Annotated in this window: 11 protein-coding genes and 2 pseudogenes; 3 read left to right on the forward strand and 10 right to left on the reverse strand. The window is 56.9% G+C overall.

Annotated elements, in window-relative coordinates; all coding sequences use genetic code 11:
* The 6 genes and pseudogenes from tnpC to ASG57_RS24630 form a co-directional block, all read right to left on the reverse strand.
* A pseudogene (gene tnpC / locus ASG57_RS24610) lies at window positions 1-1,384 on the reverse strand (IS66 family transposase); the annotation flags it as partial.
* Window positions 1,385-1,506: 122 nt separating this feature from the next.
* The gene (gene tnpB, locus ASG57_RS24615; RefSeq protein ID WP_057197861.1) at window positions 1,507-1,863 is read right to left on the reverse strand and encodes an IS66 family insertion sequence element accessory protein TnpB; all 357 of its coding nucleotides are present in this window, start codon (window positions 1,861-1,863) and stop codon (window positions 1,507-1,509) included.
* Window positions 1,860-2,114: a hypothetical protein gene (locus tag ASG57_RS39430; protein ID WP_230646865.1), complete on the reverse strand. Its 255-nt coding sequence runs from the start codon at window positions 2,112-2,114 to the stop codon at window positions 1,860-1,862. The genes tnpB and ASG57_RS39430 overlap by 4 nt, the downstream gene beginning before the upstream one ends.
* Before the next feature lie 10 nt (window positions 2,115-2,124).
* Window positions 2,125-2,295 (reverse strand): annotated as a pseudogene (locus tag ASG57_RS39435) (transposase); the annotation flags it as partial.
* Window positions 2,296-2,551: 256 nt separating this feature from the next.
* Window positions 2,552-4,090, reverse strand: coding sequence for a hypothetical protein (locus ASG57_RS38110; protein ID WP_156402801.1), 1,539 nt, complete (start codon window positions 4,088-4,090; stop codon window positions 2,552-2,554).
* A gap of 66 nt (window positions 4,091-4,156) precedes the next feature.
* A complete protein-coding gene (locus tag ASG57_RS24630; protein WP_162250084.1) occupies window positions 4,157-6,007 on the reverse strand; it encodes an ABC transporter ATP-binding protein in 1,851 nt (616 codons plus the stop codon).
* A 304-nt stretch (window positions 6,008-6,311) separates the two neighbouring features.
* Here ASG57_RS24630 and ASG57_RS24635 point away from each other — a divergent pair, with 304 nt between their 5' ends.
* Window positions 6,312-8,261, forward strand: coding sequence for an acyltransferase family protein (locus tag ASG57_RS24635; RefSeq protein ID WP_057197867.1), 1,950 nt, complete (start codon window positions 6,312-6,314; stop codon window positions 8,259-8,261).
* Between the two features lie 88 nt (window positions 8,262-8,349).
* On the opposite strand, the gene ASG57_RS24640 is transcribed toward ASG57_RS24635, so the two are convergent.
* The gene (locus ASG57_RS24640) at window positions 8,350-10,092 is read right to left on the reverse strand and encodes a M10 family metallopeptidase (protein ID WP_162250085.1); all 1,743 of its coding nucleotides are present in this window, start codon (window positions 10,090-10,092) and stop codon (window positions 8,350-8,352) included.
* 292 nt (window positions 10,093-10,384) lie between these two features.
* Between ASG57_RS24640 and ASG57_RS24645 the strand changes: the two genes are divergently transcribed.
* Together ASG57_RS24645 and ASG57_RS24650 are read left to right on the forward strand one after the other, a co-directional pair.
* Window positions 10,385-10,609, forward strand: a complete 225-nt coding sequence (locus ASG57_RS24645; RefSeq protein WP_502690813.1) for a hypothetical protein — start codon at window positions 10,385-10,387, stop codon at window positions 10,607-10,609.
* A 109-nt stretch (window positions 10,610-10,718) separates the two neighbouring features.
* On the forward strand, window positions 10,719-11,912 hold the full coding sequence (locus ASG57_RS24650; protein ID WP_057197869.1) for a CaiB/BaiF CoA transferase family protein: 1,194 nt from the start codon (window positions 10,719-10,721) through the stop codon (window positions 11,910-11,912).
* A gap of 95 nt (window positions 11,913-12,007) precedes the next feature.
* Here ASG57_RS24650 and ASG57_RS40150 read toward each other — a convergent pair whose 3' ends face one another.
* Genes ASG57_RS40150 through ASG57_RS24660 form a run of 3 tightly spaced genes read right to left on the reverse strand, consistent with a single transcriptional unit; the run spans window position 12,008 to window position 15,065 of the window.
* The gene (locus ASG57_RS40150; RefSeq protein ID WP_156402803.1) at window positions 12,008-12,151 is read right to left on the reverse strand and encodes a hypothetical protein; all 144 of its coding nucleotides are present in this window, start codon (window positions 12,149-12,151) and stop codon (window positions 12,008-12,010) included.
* Between the two features lie 50 nt (window positions 12,152-12,201).
* A complete protein-coding gene (locus tag ASG57_RS24655) occupies window positions 12,202-13,395 on the reverse strand; it encodes a hypothetical protein (RefSeq protein WP_057197871.1) in 1,194 nt (397 codons plus the stop codon).
* Complete coding sequence (locus ASG57_RS24660) at window positions 13,392-15,065, reverse strand: oligosaccharide flippase family protein (protein ID WP_162250086.1); 1,674 nt, start codon at window positions 15,063-15,065, stop codon at window positions 13,392-13,394. The genes ASG57_RS24655 and ASG57_RS24660 overlap by 4 nt, the downstream gene beginning before the upstream one ends.
* Window positions 15,066-15,847: the final 782 nt, after the last annotated feature.

Below are 15,847 nucleotides of genomic sequence, written 5' to 3' on the forward strand. Positions count from 1 at the left end.
GGCGTCGGTCAGGTAAGTGAGCGGATCGACGTCGTTCAACTTACAGGTCTCGACCAGAGAGGCGATGATGGCCCAGTGCTCGGCGCCGCCGTCGGAGCCTGCGAACAGCGCATTTTTTCGGTTGAGCGTGATCGGACGGATCGAACGCTCGACAGCGTTGTTGTCGAGCTCGATACGGCCATCATCGATGAAGCGCGTCAGGCCCTCCCAGCGCGAGAGCGCATAGCGGATGGCCTCGGCGAGCTTGCCCTTCTGGCTGATCAGGGCGAGCTTTGTGTGGAGCCACTTTTGGAATCTAWCGGCAAGCGGCCGGCTTTTCTGCTGCCGGACGAGGCGACGCTCCTCGGCGCTGCGGCCGCGGATGTCCTTCTCGATCGCGTAGAACTCGGCGATGTGCTTGAGCGCCTCGCTCGCRATGGGCGCGGGACCGGGGGTGGCCAGTTCGTAGAAGTTACGCCGCATGTGCGACCAGCAGAATGCAAGCTGAACGTTGCCCCGCTCGGCGAGCCTGCCATAGCCAGCATAGCCATCAACCTGGAGGATCCCCTTGAAGCCTGCCAGATGGGCGATTGGTCGGTCGGCTTTGCGATCGGGGGCATAGACGTAGGCGACGCCCGGCGGATCGACGCCGCCCCATGGCCGATCGTCCGCCGCATAGGCCCAGAGCTGACCGGTCTTTGCGCCCACGGCCGGGATCGAGCACTGGCATCGTCGTCTCGTCGGCGAACAGCTTTGGCCGTTGCCTGAGCTTGCCGAGGAGGCGCTCATGCAGGGGACGCAGATGGAAGGCTGCCTGTCCTACCCAGTCCGCCAACGTCGAACGATCGAGCTCAATGCCCTGGCGGGCGTAAATCTGCGCCTGCCGGTAGAGCGGCAGGTGATCGGCATATTTGGAGACCAGGACCTGGGCGACCGTGGCTTCGGTAGGCAACCCGCCCTCGATCAGCCTGGCCGGGGCCGGCGCCTGTATGACCCCATCTTCGCAGGCCCGGCAGGCGTACTTGGGACGCCGCGTCACGAGGATCCGGAACTGCGCCGGGACCAAGTCCAGCCGCTCGCTTCTATCCTCGCCGATCCGGTGTAACTCGCCTTGGCAGCAGGGACAGGTCTTGTCCTCGATGTCGACGACGACCTCGATCCGCGGCAGGTGCACCGGCAAGGCGCCACGGTTACCGCGGCGCTTGCGAGCCCGCGCCTCACGGCCTTCAGTTGCGCTGACGTCCTGCGCCGTCTCGCCGTACGCTGCGACCTGCTCAACGTCTTCCAGGCCCAGCAGCATTTGATGTTCGGGCAGCGTCTCCGCCCGCCGGCCAAACCGGTGTCGCTGCATTTCCTTGATGATCTGACGCAGCCGTTCGCTCTCGCATCGCTCGGCGAGCAGCATCGCCTTCAGCGTCTCGGGATCGTCAGGCAGGGCGTCCTTCACACCCAAATCAGAGCATATTCGCCGCCATCTGGCGACGCGTCCGACGCTCCTGATTCACTTCGCCGCAGCACTGCCAACAGCTATCCCGGCTGCGCTGGCGCCGGCGTCTCCCGTGCCTCGTGCACAAGTCGCCAGTCGAGCCCTTCCAGCAGCGCCGACAATTGCGCCGCCGACAGGCGCATCACGCCGTCCTCGATCTTCGGCCAGCGGAAGGTCCCATCCTCGAGCCTCTTGGCGAACAGGCACAGGCCCGTTCCATCCCAGAACACCAGCTTGATCCGGTCCGCCCGCTTGGCCCGGAACACATAGACAGCTCCCGAGAATGGGTCTGCTCCCATGCTCTCGCGCACCAGGGTCGCAAGACCTTCCATGCCCTTGCGGAAGTCTACCGGCTTGGTCGCCACCATCACCCGGACCGCACCCGACGGGCCGATCACCGGCTCGCCTTCAGCGCCTGGACAATCGACGCAATCATCGCCGTGTCCGCTCCACGACCGGCTCGGATCGTGATGCCGTCGACTTCAATCTCGATGACCCCGTCATACGCCTTGGCCTTGCAGCGCGCCGCTTTGCGCTCTCGGTGAGCAGTCGGCGCCCGCACCACGGCATCCACCATTGCCGGCACACCGGACTTCGTCCGCTTCGGAATGACCGCCAGCTGCTTCGCGCAACTGACGTCGCCAGCCAAACAGCTGCTGCGGTGACAATCCATGCCGTCGAGCCACGGAACACACCGAGTCACCACTCGTGACGATCTCCACGACGATCCGTGCCTTGTCCTCGTCGCTCCACTTCCGCCGACGACCGGCTCCGGTGAAGTCCTCAAGCCGCCGCACCGGCTCCGTGATAGCAGTATGTACTGTGTTCATTCTAAGCCTAACGGTCCGAACAAACCGCAGACTCGCAGATCACCCCGTCATCCGGTAGGTGGCCGCTGAACAGCCCTTACATTAGACAGACTGAATCACTGATACCTCTGCGTCGCAACCGCTGCCCTTTTTCAACAAAATCGGTCAGAAGACGACTACGTTCAATGTCGGCGACATCCGAGGGACTCAGCGCGACGCGATGGCGACACCAGCACGCGATTTCTACTTAAGGATGTTGAAGCCCGTGTGAGCTCTTCTATTGCCCCGATACAGAGCGAGAGCGCACGCCCTCTGTTACTTCGTTGACCAGCATTGCAAAGCGCCGTGACAGACCGTCATCAAGTACTCCCCATCGACGCATTACTTCTCGCTGCTTTCGAGATACACACTCCGCGAACGATGCATCATCGACGAACCGCTCAAGCTGCACACGAAAATCAGCAAGCAAGTCCACGTGGATGACCCCACCTACCCCTTCATAATCATCATAGCGGTATCGATAAGTATCATAGTTAATCACTGGTATGCCGCAAGCGATCGCCCAACGTATCGTGGCAGATATCGAGGCGACATACAGATCGCATAGCGGAATCAACTCTGCGGTTGGTTGCATGCTGCAGCGAATATTCCCACCAGCAAACGACGAAAACCTATCGGCTGAGGCGCGCGGGTGCGGTCGGATCAAAACGTTGGCCCGATTCCCCAGAGACCGGAAGCTTTCAATCCAAGCATCTGAGAGCGTATCATAGCTTGAAAACTCAAACTGCCCGTCGTCTTCCCCGCCAAACTGATTGGGAGGGAATCCGCAAACAATTAGAGGACGATCCGGTACAAAACTGTACTTAGTCATAAGTTCCAGGCGAAGCCGCGCTCGGTTTGCTGCAGCTCGGTACAGAATCGCGCTGTGTATATCGCCCACCACTGCAAGCTGGCTTACTGGAAAGCCAAGCTGCACGTATCTGTCGCGTTGAGACTCGCTATCAAGCGCAATCTTTGCCGCCCGCCCGCGGTTCAGAATCCAGGGAGCCGGGGAAGACTGGCCGAGAGCTTCCAGAGCCAGCGCCGTGAATGCCGGCACTCGAATCAGATCCTGGCCATCAAGTCGGTAGCGCCATTTTGGAAAGATGCGCACGACAAGCCGAGACAGGAAGTCGTTGACCTGATTCAGCTTACGGTGGCGGTAGAATTTGGCTGGCTCCAAAGGGTTTGGGATCGTGAATGGTACGATAACGCTTGGGATACCCTGTCTGCAGCCTTCATTGATGACTGTTGTCGAGAGTGTTTCGACATTATCCTCCACCAGAAGGATCACATCTGGGCGGATCTTGCGGAGAAATTCTCGTAGCGTCTTCGCTCTCTGCCGTGCCCAGATTAGCTCAGCAGCAATAGCCAAGATTGAAATGCGCCTTATCCAAGAGCGAGCCTGACGGAGCAGTGAAGGAGGATTGCGCAATATGAGATAAAGACGCCTAATCGTGGAGTAAATGTACCTGAGCAACTTAGAACGAGCCAGTACGTTACGAAAACCAAACAATTCGATTCTACGGCTCGTCAGCGCGGCGGCTTTCCTTTTATTGGTCCCTTCTGATGAATTTCTTACGTGCTTAGATGGAACAAATAGGCCGTCTCGCCAATAGATTTCGCTGTTCGACAATGTCTCATCAATACGAACACCTCTCTCCAGCAGCATTATGATATGCGCGCCCAGCTCAACGCGCAGCATCTCGGCGGCGGCAGCACAATGCGGAACCGCGGTAGTTGTGTCTGCATAGCACAGCACGCGTAAAGTTCGCATCGACTCTTTTTCCGGAACTCGCAACCCGCAGTTCGCTTCTGCTCCAATTCAAACGGAGGCGCGCTCTCATTCGACATTCACAGCTGATGCCTCATCGTCGTCAATGAGATTCAGCGCCTGAGATTCGATCATTTCCCAGTAGAGCCCGCGCTTCCGAATGAGGTCGTTGTGATTTCCTGCCTCCACAACTCGTCCTCCTTCGAGCAGAAAGATTGTATCTGCACGCCTAACTGTAGAGAGGCGGTGAGCAATCACGATCATAGTCTTCCGGCGAGAAAGACTCTCCAGCTGCCGCTGAATTGCCCGTTCTGTCAGGGTATCAAGAGCACTTGTGGCCTCATCGAGCACAATCACGTCCGGATCACGAACAAACGCCCGGGCGAGCGCTAACCTCTGACGCTGCCCGCCCGAAAGCCGAGAGCCTCGGTCCCCAAGTATTGTATCGTATCCGTCAGGCAATGACTCGATCCAGTCATCAATCGCAGCGAGCCGAGCCGCCCTGCGAAGCTGATCATCTGCAACAGGTCGTCGCAGGCCGAAGTTGAGATTCGCGCGGATGGTATCGTTCAGTATTACTATGTCTTGAGTAACGACACCTAGGCGGGCCCACCACGATGTTATGGCCAGATCATTCAGGTCACCCCCATCGACTAAAATTCGCCCAGAGTTGGGCCTGTAGAGACGGGTGATTAGGTTGATGATTGTCGACTTGCCCCCGCCAGAAGGACCTACAATTGCTACCGTGTGCCCTCTGGGAACCACCAAATTGATCCGCTGAAGCACGCTGGGCCCTTCAGCCAGATAGGAAAAACTCACATCTTCAAATTGGATAGCATTCTTGAAAGTCTCAAGTTTAATGCTTCCGTCACGTTCACGAGATTTCTCTGCGGCCGCAAGAAATGCGTCAAACTCCCTGAAGGCGTCAAGATGAATGATAATGTTATTCCGGGAAATACTGATAATACTCAGGGGGCCAAGTATGCGAAAAAGTAATACAAAGAAAATGACCAGAACTCCAACTGCCTGCGCGGCAGTTTCGGTTCGAAGCATCCCTACCGCCATTACGATGAAGCAAACAAGCAACCCTCCAACCGTACTGAAGAACGGAACCGTCATGTTCTCAACCGCGACAGTTAGATCACGAGCCTTCTGCAACCGTTTAACACTAGATTCCACGTCGCGCCGCACATCATCGACAGCACCGGCCAGGCGAATCAGCTTCGCACCGTTCAACGTTTCGAAAAAGATCTGGCTGAATAGCTCAGTAGCGCGCGAAAGTTCTTGACCGACGCTACGAACGAGGTTGGTTGTGAGTGCTCTGAATGTCAAAGTCGCTGCGATTACGTAAACTGTCGCCAGGACGACAAGCAGCGGCGAGACAATTGATAACAACACGATATAACTTGCCACAACGGCAGTGTTCGCTATGAGAGTCGCAAAGAATCGAAGGGCGATACCAATGCGAGCAGGCTGGCTGATCATGACATTCGTCACAGCCCCGGCCCCCAAGGTGTCAGTAAACTGCAGGCTGGTATCCACAAACGCCGAATAGGCACGAAGCCGAAGATGAAAATCGATCCGGTGCGGAATTGCGTAGCCCACAAACTCTTGGGCGAACTGAAGTCCCCCTCTCAGCAGGACGACAACACTCATGAGGCCGCCGGCCCATAATAAACGCTGATCGACTGGAAGGACATCAAACAGTTCAGAAAAGCGACCGACGACCGGGATATTGGCGAATACATTTGTTTCGCCCATAGTCTGAAGCAGTGGAACTAGCAAGAATACGCCAAAGCTCTCGGTTAGAGAGCCAAACACCGCGAGCAATACGAATGATACCAAGAGTCCAGAATGGCTCTTGCTATAACGCAAAAGTAAATTCAGCAAATCCCTGTAGGCCTGCAATTTACCCGACAAGTACAACCTCAATCCAAACCCCTATTTGGCTGACGAGAACACCTAGTGTAGCATGAACTGGATGATAACTTGTTCCAAGAGTTCTTTCGCCTCTCTTTGAGAGTCCGTTCGAGACCCGACTTATCTCCATCCCAGGATGCGGCTCGATCGTACAGATAGAACCTTCGTCGCTCGCAACAACAAGCCCTGACGGGTTTAAGAGGCGCGGCGAGGCCGTACTATTTCAACGCCCGGTGCAACTAAGCCTGTGGCGGGCGGCTTGCCGAAAATTGCGTTGAGAGAGTGGCAGTTCCAATGTTGACCAATGCAAACCTCGCATAAATACAGGCCGGAAGTTGATGGTCTCCGAGCGGTAGCTGTTCTGCCTGTGGTCTTGTACCACGGTCACGTCCCGGGATTCAGCGGCGGATACCTTGGAGTCGATGTCTTCTTTGCGATCTCCGGCTTTTTGATCACACAGATTCTGCTCGGAAGTCTCGACGAAGGGAGTTTGTCGATGCGCTTGTTTTACGAGCGACGGGTCAGACGTCTTCTACCTGCCCTTTTCCTGATGCTTCTTACGAGCCTTGCGGTGGGGACCGTCATTCTGCCGCCGCCACTTCTCGTAAACCTTGCAGAGAGTACCATCGCCGCCGTATTCTTTGGAGCTAATTTCCACTACCTGCAGACCACGAATTACTTTTCCGCCCCTGGCGAGCTACTTCCGTTGCTCCACACTTGGTCGCTCGCAGTCGAGGAGCAGTTTTATCTTCTTTTTCCGATCGCTCTAGCCTGGATCCATCGCTATGCCCGCAAAATGCTACAGTTGATCCTCTGCGCTGCGGCAATTTTATCCATTATCAGCGCTTATCGTGAGAACCAAGTTGATGCAGCGCGGGGCTTTTATCTGCTTCAGTTCAGGGCCTGGGAGCTCTTGGCCGGAGCGGTCCTTGCAACTTTGCCACGCAAGCAGAGCAACCTACTCCCGCCAATCGGGCTATTGATGGTCCTTGCCGCCATCTTTTTACTAGGCAATCGAGCTAACTCCGGCATCGGGTCCTTGCTGGCGGTCTCCGGTACGGTGCTCATTCTCGGCTACGGCGGCACCGATTTCGCATCCCGGATCCTATCACTGCCTCCATTGGTCTATATCGGGTCGATTTCTTACGCCCTCTACCTTTGGCATCAGCCCGTTTTTGCTTTCGCAAGGCACGCGCTGATAAACGCGCCAAGCCCCACAACGGTTACCTCTCTCATCCTTTTCGCCGGCCTTTTGGCGGCCCTAAGCACTCATTATTTTGAGCAGCCTCTGCGCAGAGCAGCTACCTTCCGCAGCGTTGCAACTGTATCTAGCTCTGCCGTGGCGTTGTTAATGACTGCTTGCTTCCTGACCAGTCAGACGGAAGGTTACCCTCAACGGTACACAGCGCAACAACTCGCCCTCCTTAGTGCGCGGCCAGAGCGTGGAGTTGCCTCTGTTGACGGCAAATCATGCCGTAGGCCGATTGCGGAAGCTTGCGTGATTGGAGCCAAGGTAGTCCCAACCTTTGCTGTTGTCGGTGACAGCCACGCGGATACGCTGACAGCCTCCCTTAGCAAAGTGTTAGCCCAGCACGGTTTAGCTGCCTTCGTATACACGAACCCTGGCTGCCCATTTATCGCCTCGGTGATCGAGGTGATCGATCTCTACCATTGCGGCGAGCTTATGAACCAAGTTCTTGCCGCACTGAAGCTTCATGACATCAAGAACCTCATTGTCAGCGATCGTAGCACGGCCTACATAGCTGGAACACGGTTTGATAACGGCGAGGGTGGGGTCGAGCCAGGAGCGCCCTTCCCCGTCGCACCGGTAGGATTTTCTGGCGCAGATCAAGAGCGGCAAGAAGCAACACTCGCGGCAATGCGATCCACGTTAATTGAGTTGCTCGACACCGGAATAAATATCTACCATGTCATACCCATCCCAGAAGTCGGCTGGCACGTTCCACAAACGTTAGCGAAGCTCGCCGCGAGACGTGCGCCTCCAATTACGACCAGCGTACATCGGTACTTGGACCGCCATGCACCAGTATTGAAGTTAGCAGCCGAACTCTCGACGAACGCGCGGTATCATCCAGTTTATCCTCACCGCGTGCTCTGTGACCACGTTAGATGCCGAACGGTGCTTGATGGGAAGGTCCTTTATACCGATACAGATCATCTAAGCTCCGAAGGAGCCGCCTTAATCGTGCCAGAGATCGAAAAGCTTCTAAAGGAGAACCCTGTCGGCCCTTGATGCCGCCAGCTCGGAAAGATTAGAAGGCCTTTGCTTTCCGAGGAGATATACCGCTAGAACAGTCTAACACTTGTGAGCCACACCAAGGTTAGACGTACACGATCGCTCCTGCATGAGCGATGCTCACCAAATGTCCATCAGCTGCGTAGTTGTACACTGTGACATCCCCTCCCGAGTATTTCGTGTAGGCTGATGTCCCATCATACTTCTCAACAGTAACGTATTCGATCTGGCCGGCTACGCTGTAGCCAGATATGGCTTCTTTCCAGCTCTGTACATGCTGCGGATCATATGTGGTCACGAGAAGTGAGTGATTCGCTCCATTATTAGGATAGATAGACACAGACGTCAGATGATCTTCGCTGTCGTACTGCGACACCGCCATTTTGAAATTATGCATCTGGCTGGAGTTATAGTCTGTAAGTGTGGAAGTTCCGTCATCCTTCTTTACGCTGAGGTGATTTAGACGGTCTTCAGCATCGTAACCAAAGACCTGATAAGTCCAAGCTTGGTCATTTTGAACATCATAAACCACAACTTCCCGATCGGGAGTAACTTGAGCTGCCAATGTGCCACTCGAGATCTGGACGTCGGCGAAGTGAAAATTCTCTACGCCTGTGACGGTGTCGGCCCCATCGGGTGACCCAAAACGCTGATCGACGATGGTGAAGGCCTGTGTCGTCCCATTGTAGGAAACCGTATAGTTGGCGCGGATCCCGGAATACAGGGCGGTGTCTGTGCCTGAGCTGCCATTGATGGTGTCGTTGCCCGCACCGCCGGTGATCGTGTCGTTGCCGCCGCCACCGCTCAGCACGTTGGCGATGGCATTGCCGATGATGGTGTCGTTGCCGGATCCACCGATTGCATTGTCGACGTAGGAGCGCGCGTCACCGTTGTAGAGATAGGCGTTGTAGACGTTGCCTGATGCATAATGGCCGTTGCCGAGATAGGCCAGCTGCACTGAGGAGAACAGCGAGGAGGCACCGGGATTGAGGTTGATGCTCAGGTTGGTCGTGTAGTTCGACAGGTCGTAAGTATCGACGCCACCGCCGTCCCAGATGGTCTCGTAGATGCGGTTGGCCGAACCGCCGACGCCATCGCCAGGTGCAAGCTGACCGACGCCGTTGATAAACTGCTGCCCTGTGGTAGCATTCCAGGTGTAAACGGTGTTGCCGCTCTGGGTGGTGTAGTCAGCGCCGTACATCGTCTGCAGCGCGAGGATATCGTTGGCCATGTAGGTCTGCGAATATCCGTACGCTTCGTTCGTATAGCCGCCCGTCGTCGAAGCGCCGACATAGCTGCGATAGCTCATGACGGTGTATTCGCTGCTGTCATGCGCGCTCGGCACCGCCACGTTGCCCGGTCCACCGGCGTCCTGGCTGTGCTTGAGGCCCAAGGCATGGCCGAGTTCGTGCAGCGCCGTGGTGAAGTAGTAGTTGCCGAGCTTGGCCAGCGAGAAATTGTATTGGTTGCCAAACCAGATGTCGCCGCCTGACGCATAATTCCCGGGATAGTAGGCGTAGGCGGTCGGATTGGCTGCCGACGACTGCGCGATCATCAAATCGGCGCCATTCGTGCCCGCATATTGGATGTCGGCGTTGGTGTAGCCGAGGATCAACCCCATGGCGTAGTTGATCGCGGCCTGAATTTGGCTAGGTACTGAGGCAAAGCCCGATCTCGTCGTCTCGCTGTTCCCGCCACTATATGGATTGGCGTAGTCGCTGGGTGCGTCCGGAAAGCTGTAGGTGATCGCGCCGGACCATTTGTAGCCCGACAGAAGGCCGTCGATCTCTGAGTTATTGGTCTTGGTGACCGTGACCGCGGTAGCCAAAGCGAATCTCCAAAGCAGCAAGTCCCCTTTGATTCGGGGAGCGACACACATGATTCTAGCTTGAGAGTTGAACGTTTGGTTTAAATTGGGCAAGCGCACTCGGACATCATCGATAACGAGGTGTTAGCCATCAAATCCCGTAGTCGTACGGGGCACGCACGAGAGCTCGATCCAACGACGCGCCCGTCATTTGCAGGGTTTCATGAAAAGACGTTTACTCCCGGCCGGCCTGCTTGGCGCCGTAGTCGCATTCGGTGGGCTGGACTCTCAACCCCTCGGAGGAGTGCCGGCCATGGCGAAGAAAGCCAATTCGGACGCCAGCGGCGGCGGGAGCAGCACGGCGGGGCGCGCACCTTCGATGCCAATGGCCCGCGATCCCGCCGCTGCGGTGGCAGAGGAATACGAAGCAGCGCGTCGGAAGGGAACGCGGGAAGCCTTCGAACTCTTCATCGCGCGCCACGGCGATTCCCCCCTTGCCGAGCAGGCGCGGGCCGAATTGAAACGCCTGTCGCGCTGAGCCCGCCCCCTAAGGCATGGCATTTCGGCAGGCCGCATCGGCGCCGCGCCGGCTTGTCGCATGATCTTTCGGCACTATGGTAGGCCCGCAATCTGTCCCGGAGCCTTTCATGCCCATTCCGCATGCCTCGGAAGCCCTCTCGCGGTTCACTGTGCTCGATCTGACCCGCGTCCGCTCCGGCCCTACTTGCGTGCGACAGCTCGCGGACTGGGGCGCCAAGGTGATCAAAATCGACGCGCTGACCGAGGACGCCGCCGGCGAGCAGCCGGGCGGACCACGCCGTGGTTCCGACTTCCAGAATTTGCACCGCAACAAGCGGGCGATGGCTCTGAACCTGAAGGACGAGCGGGGGCTCGCCGTATTCAAGCGTCTCGCCGCCAAGGCCGACGTCGTGGTCGAGAATTTCCGCCCGAACGTGAAGAAGAAGCTCGGCATCGACTACGACAGCCTCGCCGCGATCAACCCGCGCATCGTCTATGGCAGCATCTCCGGCTTCGGCCAGGACGGGCCCTATCACAAGCGGCCCGGCTTCGATCAGATCGCGCAAGGGATGGGCGGGCTGATGTCCATCACCGGCGCACCGGGCGAAGGCCCGATGCGGGTCGGCATTCCCGTCGCCGACCTCACCGCCGGCCTGTTCTGCGCCATGGGCATTCTCACGGCGCTGCTGGAGCGCGAGGTCTCGGGCAAAGGGCAATGGGTGCAGACCTCGCTGCTGCAGGCCCAGATCTTCATGCTCGACTTCCAGGCCGCACGCTGGCTGATGGAGAAGGAGGTCGCCCAGCAGACCGGCAACAACCATCCAACCAGCATCCCGACTGGCGTGTTCAAGACCTCAGACGGCTACATCAACATCGCCACCACGGGCGGACGGATCTGGGAGCGCTGCGCGCAGGCGATCGGTGCGCCGGAGCTCTATGCTCATCCCGACTATGCGACGGCCCCTGCCCGCTCCAAGAACCGCGACGCGCTCAATGCCGAAATCGAGAGACGCACGGTGACGAAGTCGACGGAGACCTGGGTCCGCGAACTCAACGAGGCTGGCGTGCCCTGCGGACCGATCTATGCGATCGACCAGATGTTCGAGGACGCCCAGGTCAAGCATCTCGGCATCGCACAGGACGTGCCCAACGAAGAGGGCAGGCACATCCGCCTGGTCGGCCAGCCGGTGACCCTGTCGCGCACGCCGAGCAGGATGGTGGCGCCACCGCCGGAGTTTGGCGAGCAGACCGAGGAGGTGCTGAAGGAGTTCGGCCTCAGTGCGGACGAGATCGAGAGGCTTCGGGACGCCAAGGTGGTATGAACGTCACGTGCCCGGCGCTGGCCGGGCTTTGTTTCCCGTTGCCGTCGATCACCGCCAGAATAATAGCGGAAGCTGCAGCGTCGTGAGCCAGCCGATCAGATCTTTCGACCAACCACCTTGAATGTGCCGCCGGAGCCGATCACCGACAGACGAAAGGCCACCTCGGCACGACCGCCGAGCACGAGCGCGATGGTGAACGGCCCCAGCGGAATGCTAATCCTCTTGAAAATCGGACCCATTTACGAAGGCGAGCATCAGCCTCGTCTCAAGCGCCGACCCGGTTAGGACCTCAGCAAATAGCTTTATCACCCCTCATCATGAGAATGAACAGAACAAAAAATGCGTTCGTCGGGTGAAAGACACTGCCCCAATTCATCATCACGAAAACGATGACCGGAAAGCATGCACAAGCCCAGAAATCTCTCGAATAGGCTGCTCTAATAAGAAAGGTGGTCAAGTAACCTAGAAATAGGAGAGCACTGATTCCGTAAGTTGCTAACAGGCGAGTCGGAAAACTTTCCGAGCCCGAGGCCTCAAGCCCTGGTACGAGGTTGTAGGAGACATGATCCAGGAGTCGGAAATTTCCCAAGCCCATTAGGTAAGGACTCGAAACGAATATCTTCATGTGTTCTTTCCAAAGCCACGGGCGGTACAGTTGCTGATTAATCGCGAACGAGTCGAGGTCGCTCGCGCTCCTCAAGAGCAAACGAGACACGATAGGCGAATCTTGGACTTTCTCGAGGAACGGTGCGATTGCGAGTTCGACTGCTATGCTCGCCAGTATGACTCCTAGCGCGGTGAAAATTAAGAGCACCGGCCTGGGTCGCACCTTCGCCAAACTCGCGAATAGGGAAAAATAGATGACAGCGGCAACCAGCACGGTCCGAACGAATCCGAACAGGCCAAAATAGCAAGCGACCGTCAGTGCAATTATGCCTTTTTTGTCGTGTTGCTTGGTCGAGCGCGTCAAGATCATAAGCATGACCAGCGACATCGTCGCGGAGTTGGCGATATGAGGGAAGAATGACGTCCGCCAAGGTCCGTAGCCTGCTGAGGTCTGCCCCGGAAATAGACCCCAGGGATTAAGGTTAGTTAGCATGGCAACGATCACGCCCATTAAGAGCGTGCCAAGGAAGATGTCGGTGAGTGTGCTGACTGTGATCCGAGTGCTCTCGCATCCGCACCACGCAGTGACCCAGACCATTAGCAATAGCTGAGCGAGCACCTGTAGATCGCCCCGGGCCAGCTGGTAGCCACCTGCACAAAGCAAGAAGGCAAGCAGTAGAATACCGCGTCCGAGAAGCAGCCTAAAGATCTCGCGGATACAAAATAAGGGCAGCGCCAAAGCAAAAAGGACCAAGGCCCAATAAATCGACGAGAAACGTTCAATGGCAGCGTCCTGGCCGACCACCATTTGAATAGCGATGGAATTGATGAGAAAGAATACCAAAGAGGTGCTGCTTCCGGCGCAAGGCTTCGTCATTTTCGTTCGCCGTTCTGGGTCAAGAGCCGTGCCAGCTCATCATTCAACTGGTTTTTGGCAAAGTCGTACGCCGTGTAGCCCTCGCTTGTCCTGTCTGATCGGCGAGCTCCCCGAGAAAGCAGAAGCTTGACGGCCGATCTTTGCGAAGATGCCGATGCAGCAATGAGAGGCGTTACTCCAAGCGAGTTTGCCGCGTTAATGTCGACGCCCCGTGCCAGGAGCGTCTCCATCACAATCAAATCGCCGACGCGTGCCGCGTCGATGAGTTCCATCGGGTCCGATGGCAAATTGTCTGGACGTTCGAAAAAGGGGTGCCACTTGTTCGACGGAATGAAGGCAAAAGCATACGTCGTCATAGCCAGACCGATTAGGCCAGCCCTTACGAAGATCGCTGGATCAAGACCAATAGCCTTCAACCATGGCATTGGGCGGCAGCGCTGTGCGAGTACCCACGTTCCGATGAAGAACAGCAGTTGAGTAATCATAAATGCCTGGGCGGCGCCGACCAGCCCGCTCTGCTTGAGTAGACAATACGTTATAGCGATATTTGCTAGGCCGGCGCTTACGGTCACGATCGCCAGGTAAGTCGTGCGGCCGGCATAGAAGATGTAGGTCGCCACGACCAGGTACATGCCGCCGAAAGCTTGCCCGATTGCGATATAAATGAAGATTGCGCCGGCGGCCTGGAATTTCGGTCCGGCGAGCGCGCTGAGAATGAATGGCGCCGACAAACCGAACGCGATTGCGAACGCAAGAATTCCAATGAAGTAGGCGTAGGTGAACCGCACAATCTGATAGTCATGAGCTTGATCGTGGAGCCTCAGGTTCTCGATCAGGTGCGGAGAGTAGGCTCGGTTCAGGGCATCGTTGACGAGATAAAGAATCATGCCCAACTGAGCTGCGACGAGATAGATCCCGGTCGAGGCAACTCCAATTACGTTTGCAACCAGAAAGCGGTCGGAAATCATCATGAGCATTCCGCCCGCAGCGTGGGGGACCAGCGGCAGACCGAAACGCAATGCATCGCGCATGTAGACTGCGCCGTGAGGAAGGCAAATCCAACCACTACGCCTCATGGTGTAAAGCGCAAAACAAGCGGCCAGGATAGACGCGAGCACCATTCCGGAAACACGGCCCTGCCAACCTAGCCCGAGAATAAGCGCTAAGATGAACGATGCTGACAGATCCATCGCTCCCTGAAAGCTTCTCAGAGCGGCAAAGCTCAGCGCTTTCTTGCCAGATTGCCAGATTGAAAGCTGTATCTGGACGATGAAGTTGCAGGCGGAAAATGCGACTGCAATCAGAAGCCAACTTCCGGGGAGTGTGAGGTACAACTTAAGCCAATCGAGAGTGGCCCATGCGACGAGCAGGCTGGCGCTGCTGCTGATTAACAAAATGATCAGGCAGGAGCCGACAAATCGCGGGAAATCGATCGTATCTTGATCGAAATATTTCATCGCCACTGCGCCATGCGTGCTGAGCCCCGTCATGATGCCAAAGATCTGCGCCGCCACAGAGAACATGGCGATCTGCCCGTATTCATCGGGAGAAAGGGCGCGCGTGAGAATTGGCAGAAGCACAAGCGGCGCCCCGGCAGACAGGCCGGTTGCCAAGAGATAGACGATGGACGACCGAAAGAGAGATGCTCTCGAAAGAAAGGAGAGTCTCACCTCCCGATCCTTCCTGCGCATCGGCGTGATGCACCTCTAAGCGCTCCCCAGGATTCGCAGATTGGCATTGAGATCACCCGACATGATCAGCCGCCCGCTAATCTGGGCGAGTGCACTCTTCGCTCACAATCAGCCCTCACGTCAACCGCAAGTGGGCCATGAGAGCTCATTTTGTGCACGCGTCCCTTCCTGTTCCTTCCTCGGATCTTACCTGCTGAACACGTCCGCGGACTGACGATCAAACCTTCGGCTAGAGCATGCGGTAGGACCTCATCGTGGAGACGAAGCTTCGTCGGAGCAGCTTCTCGCTCACTCCGACTGCTTCCTGTCTGCGGCTGCGGGAGGCTACAATCTGGTACTTAGGTGGGATTATTCTCCGGGTAAGGTCATCTCAGAGCCGATTGCCAAAATTCCGTAGCCACGAAGATTCGATGGTCTTATTTTGAGCTTCCGAGTTACTCGCTGACTTGCCACGACGAACCTCCGTCGCCCCATAACCCAGGCACATATAGCATTCCCGATCGCCTCCGATATGAAGATGCCGACCCTATGACCAGTAGAGGTCGTTCCGAGTGCTCGAAGCAGCTGCTCACCGAAGAGCACGACCCCAAGTCTTCTGTCCGATTTTCGCCTGCAAGATCCTTTAGGGGAAGTGAAACGCTGCCTCGCTGCACCTTGTTGTCGCATCATCGGGTCAAATGCCACCTTCCAGCACCAGACCCCGGCCTCATGATCAGCCAGGGTCTACTCTGCGTCATCTACACTGCTCCAGCGATTGGATC

It is taken from the genome of Bradyrhizobium sp. Leaf396, from assembly GCF_001424605.1.
Classification (GTDB): Bacteria; Pseudomonadota; Alphaproteobacteria; order Rhizobiales; family Xanthobacteraceae; genus Bradyrhizobium; species Bradyrhizobium japonicum_C.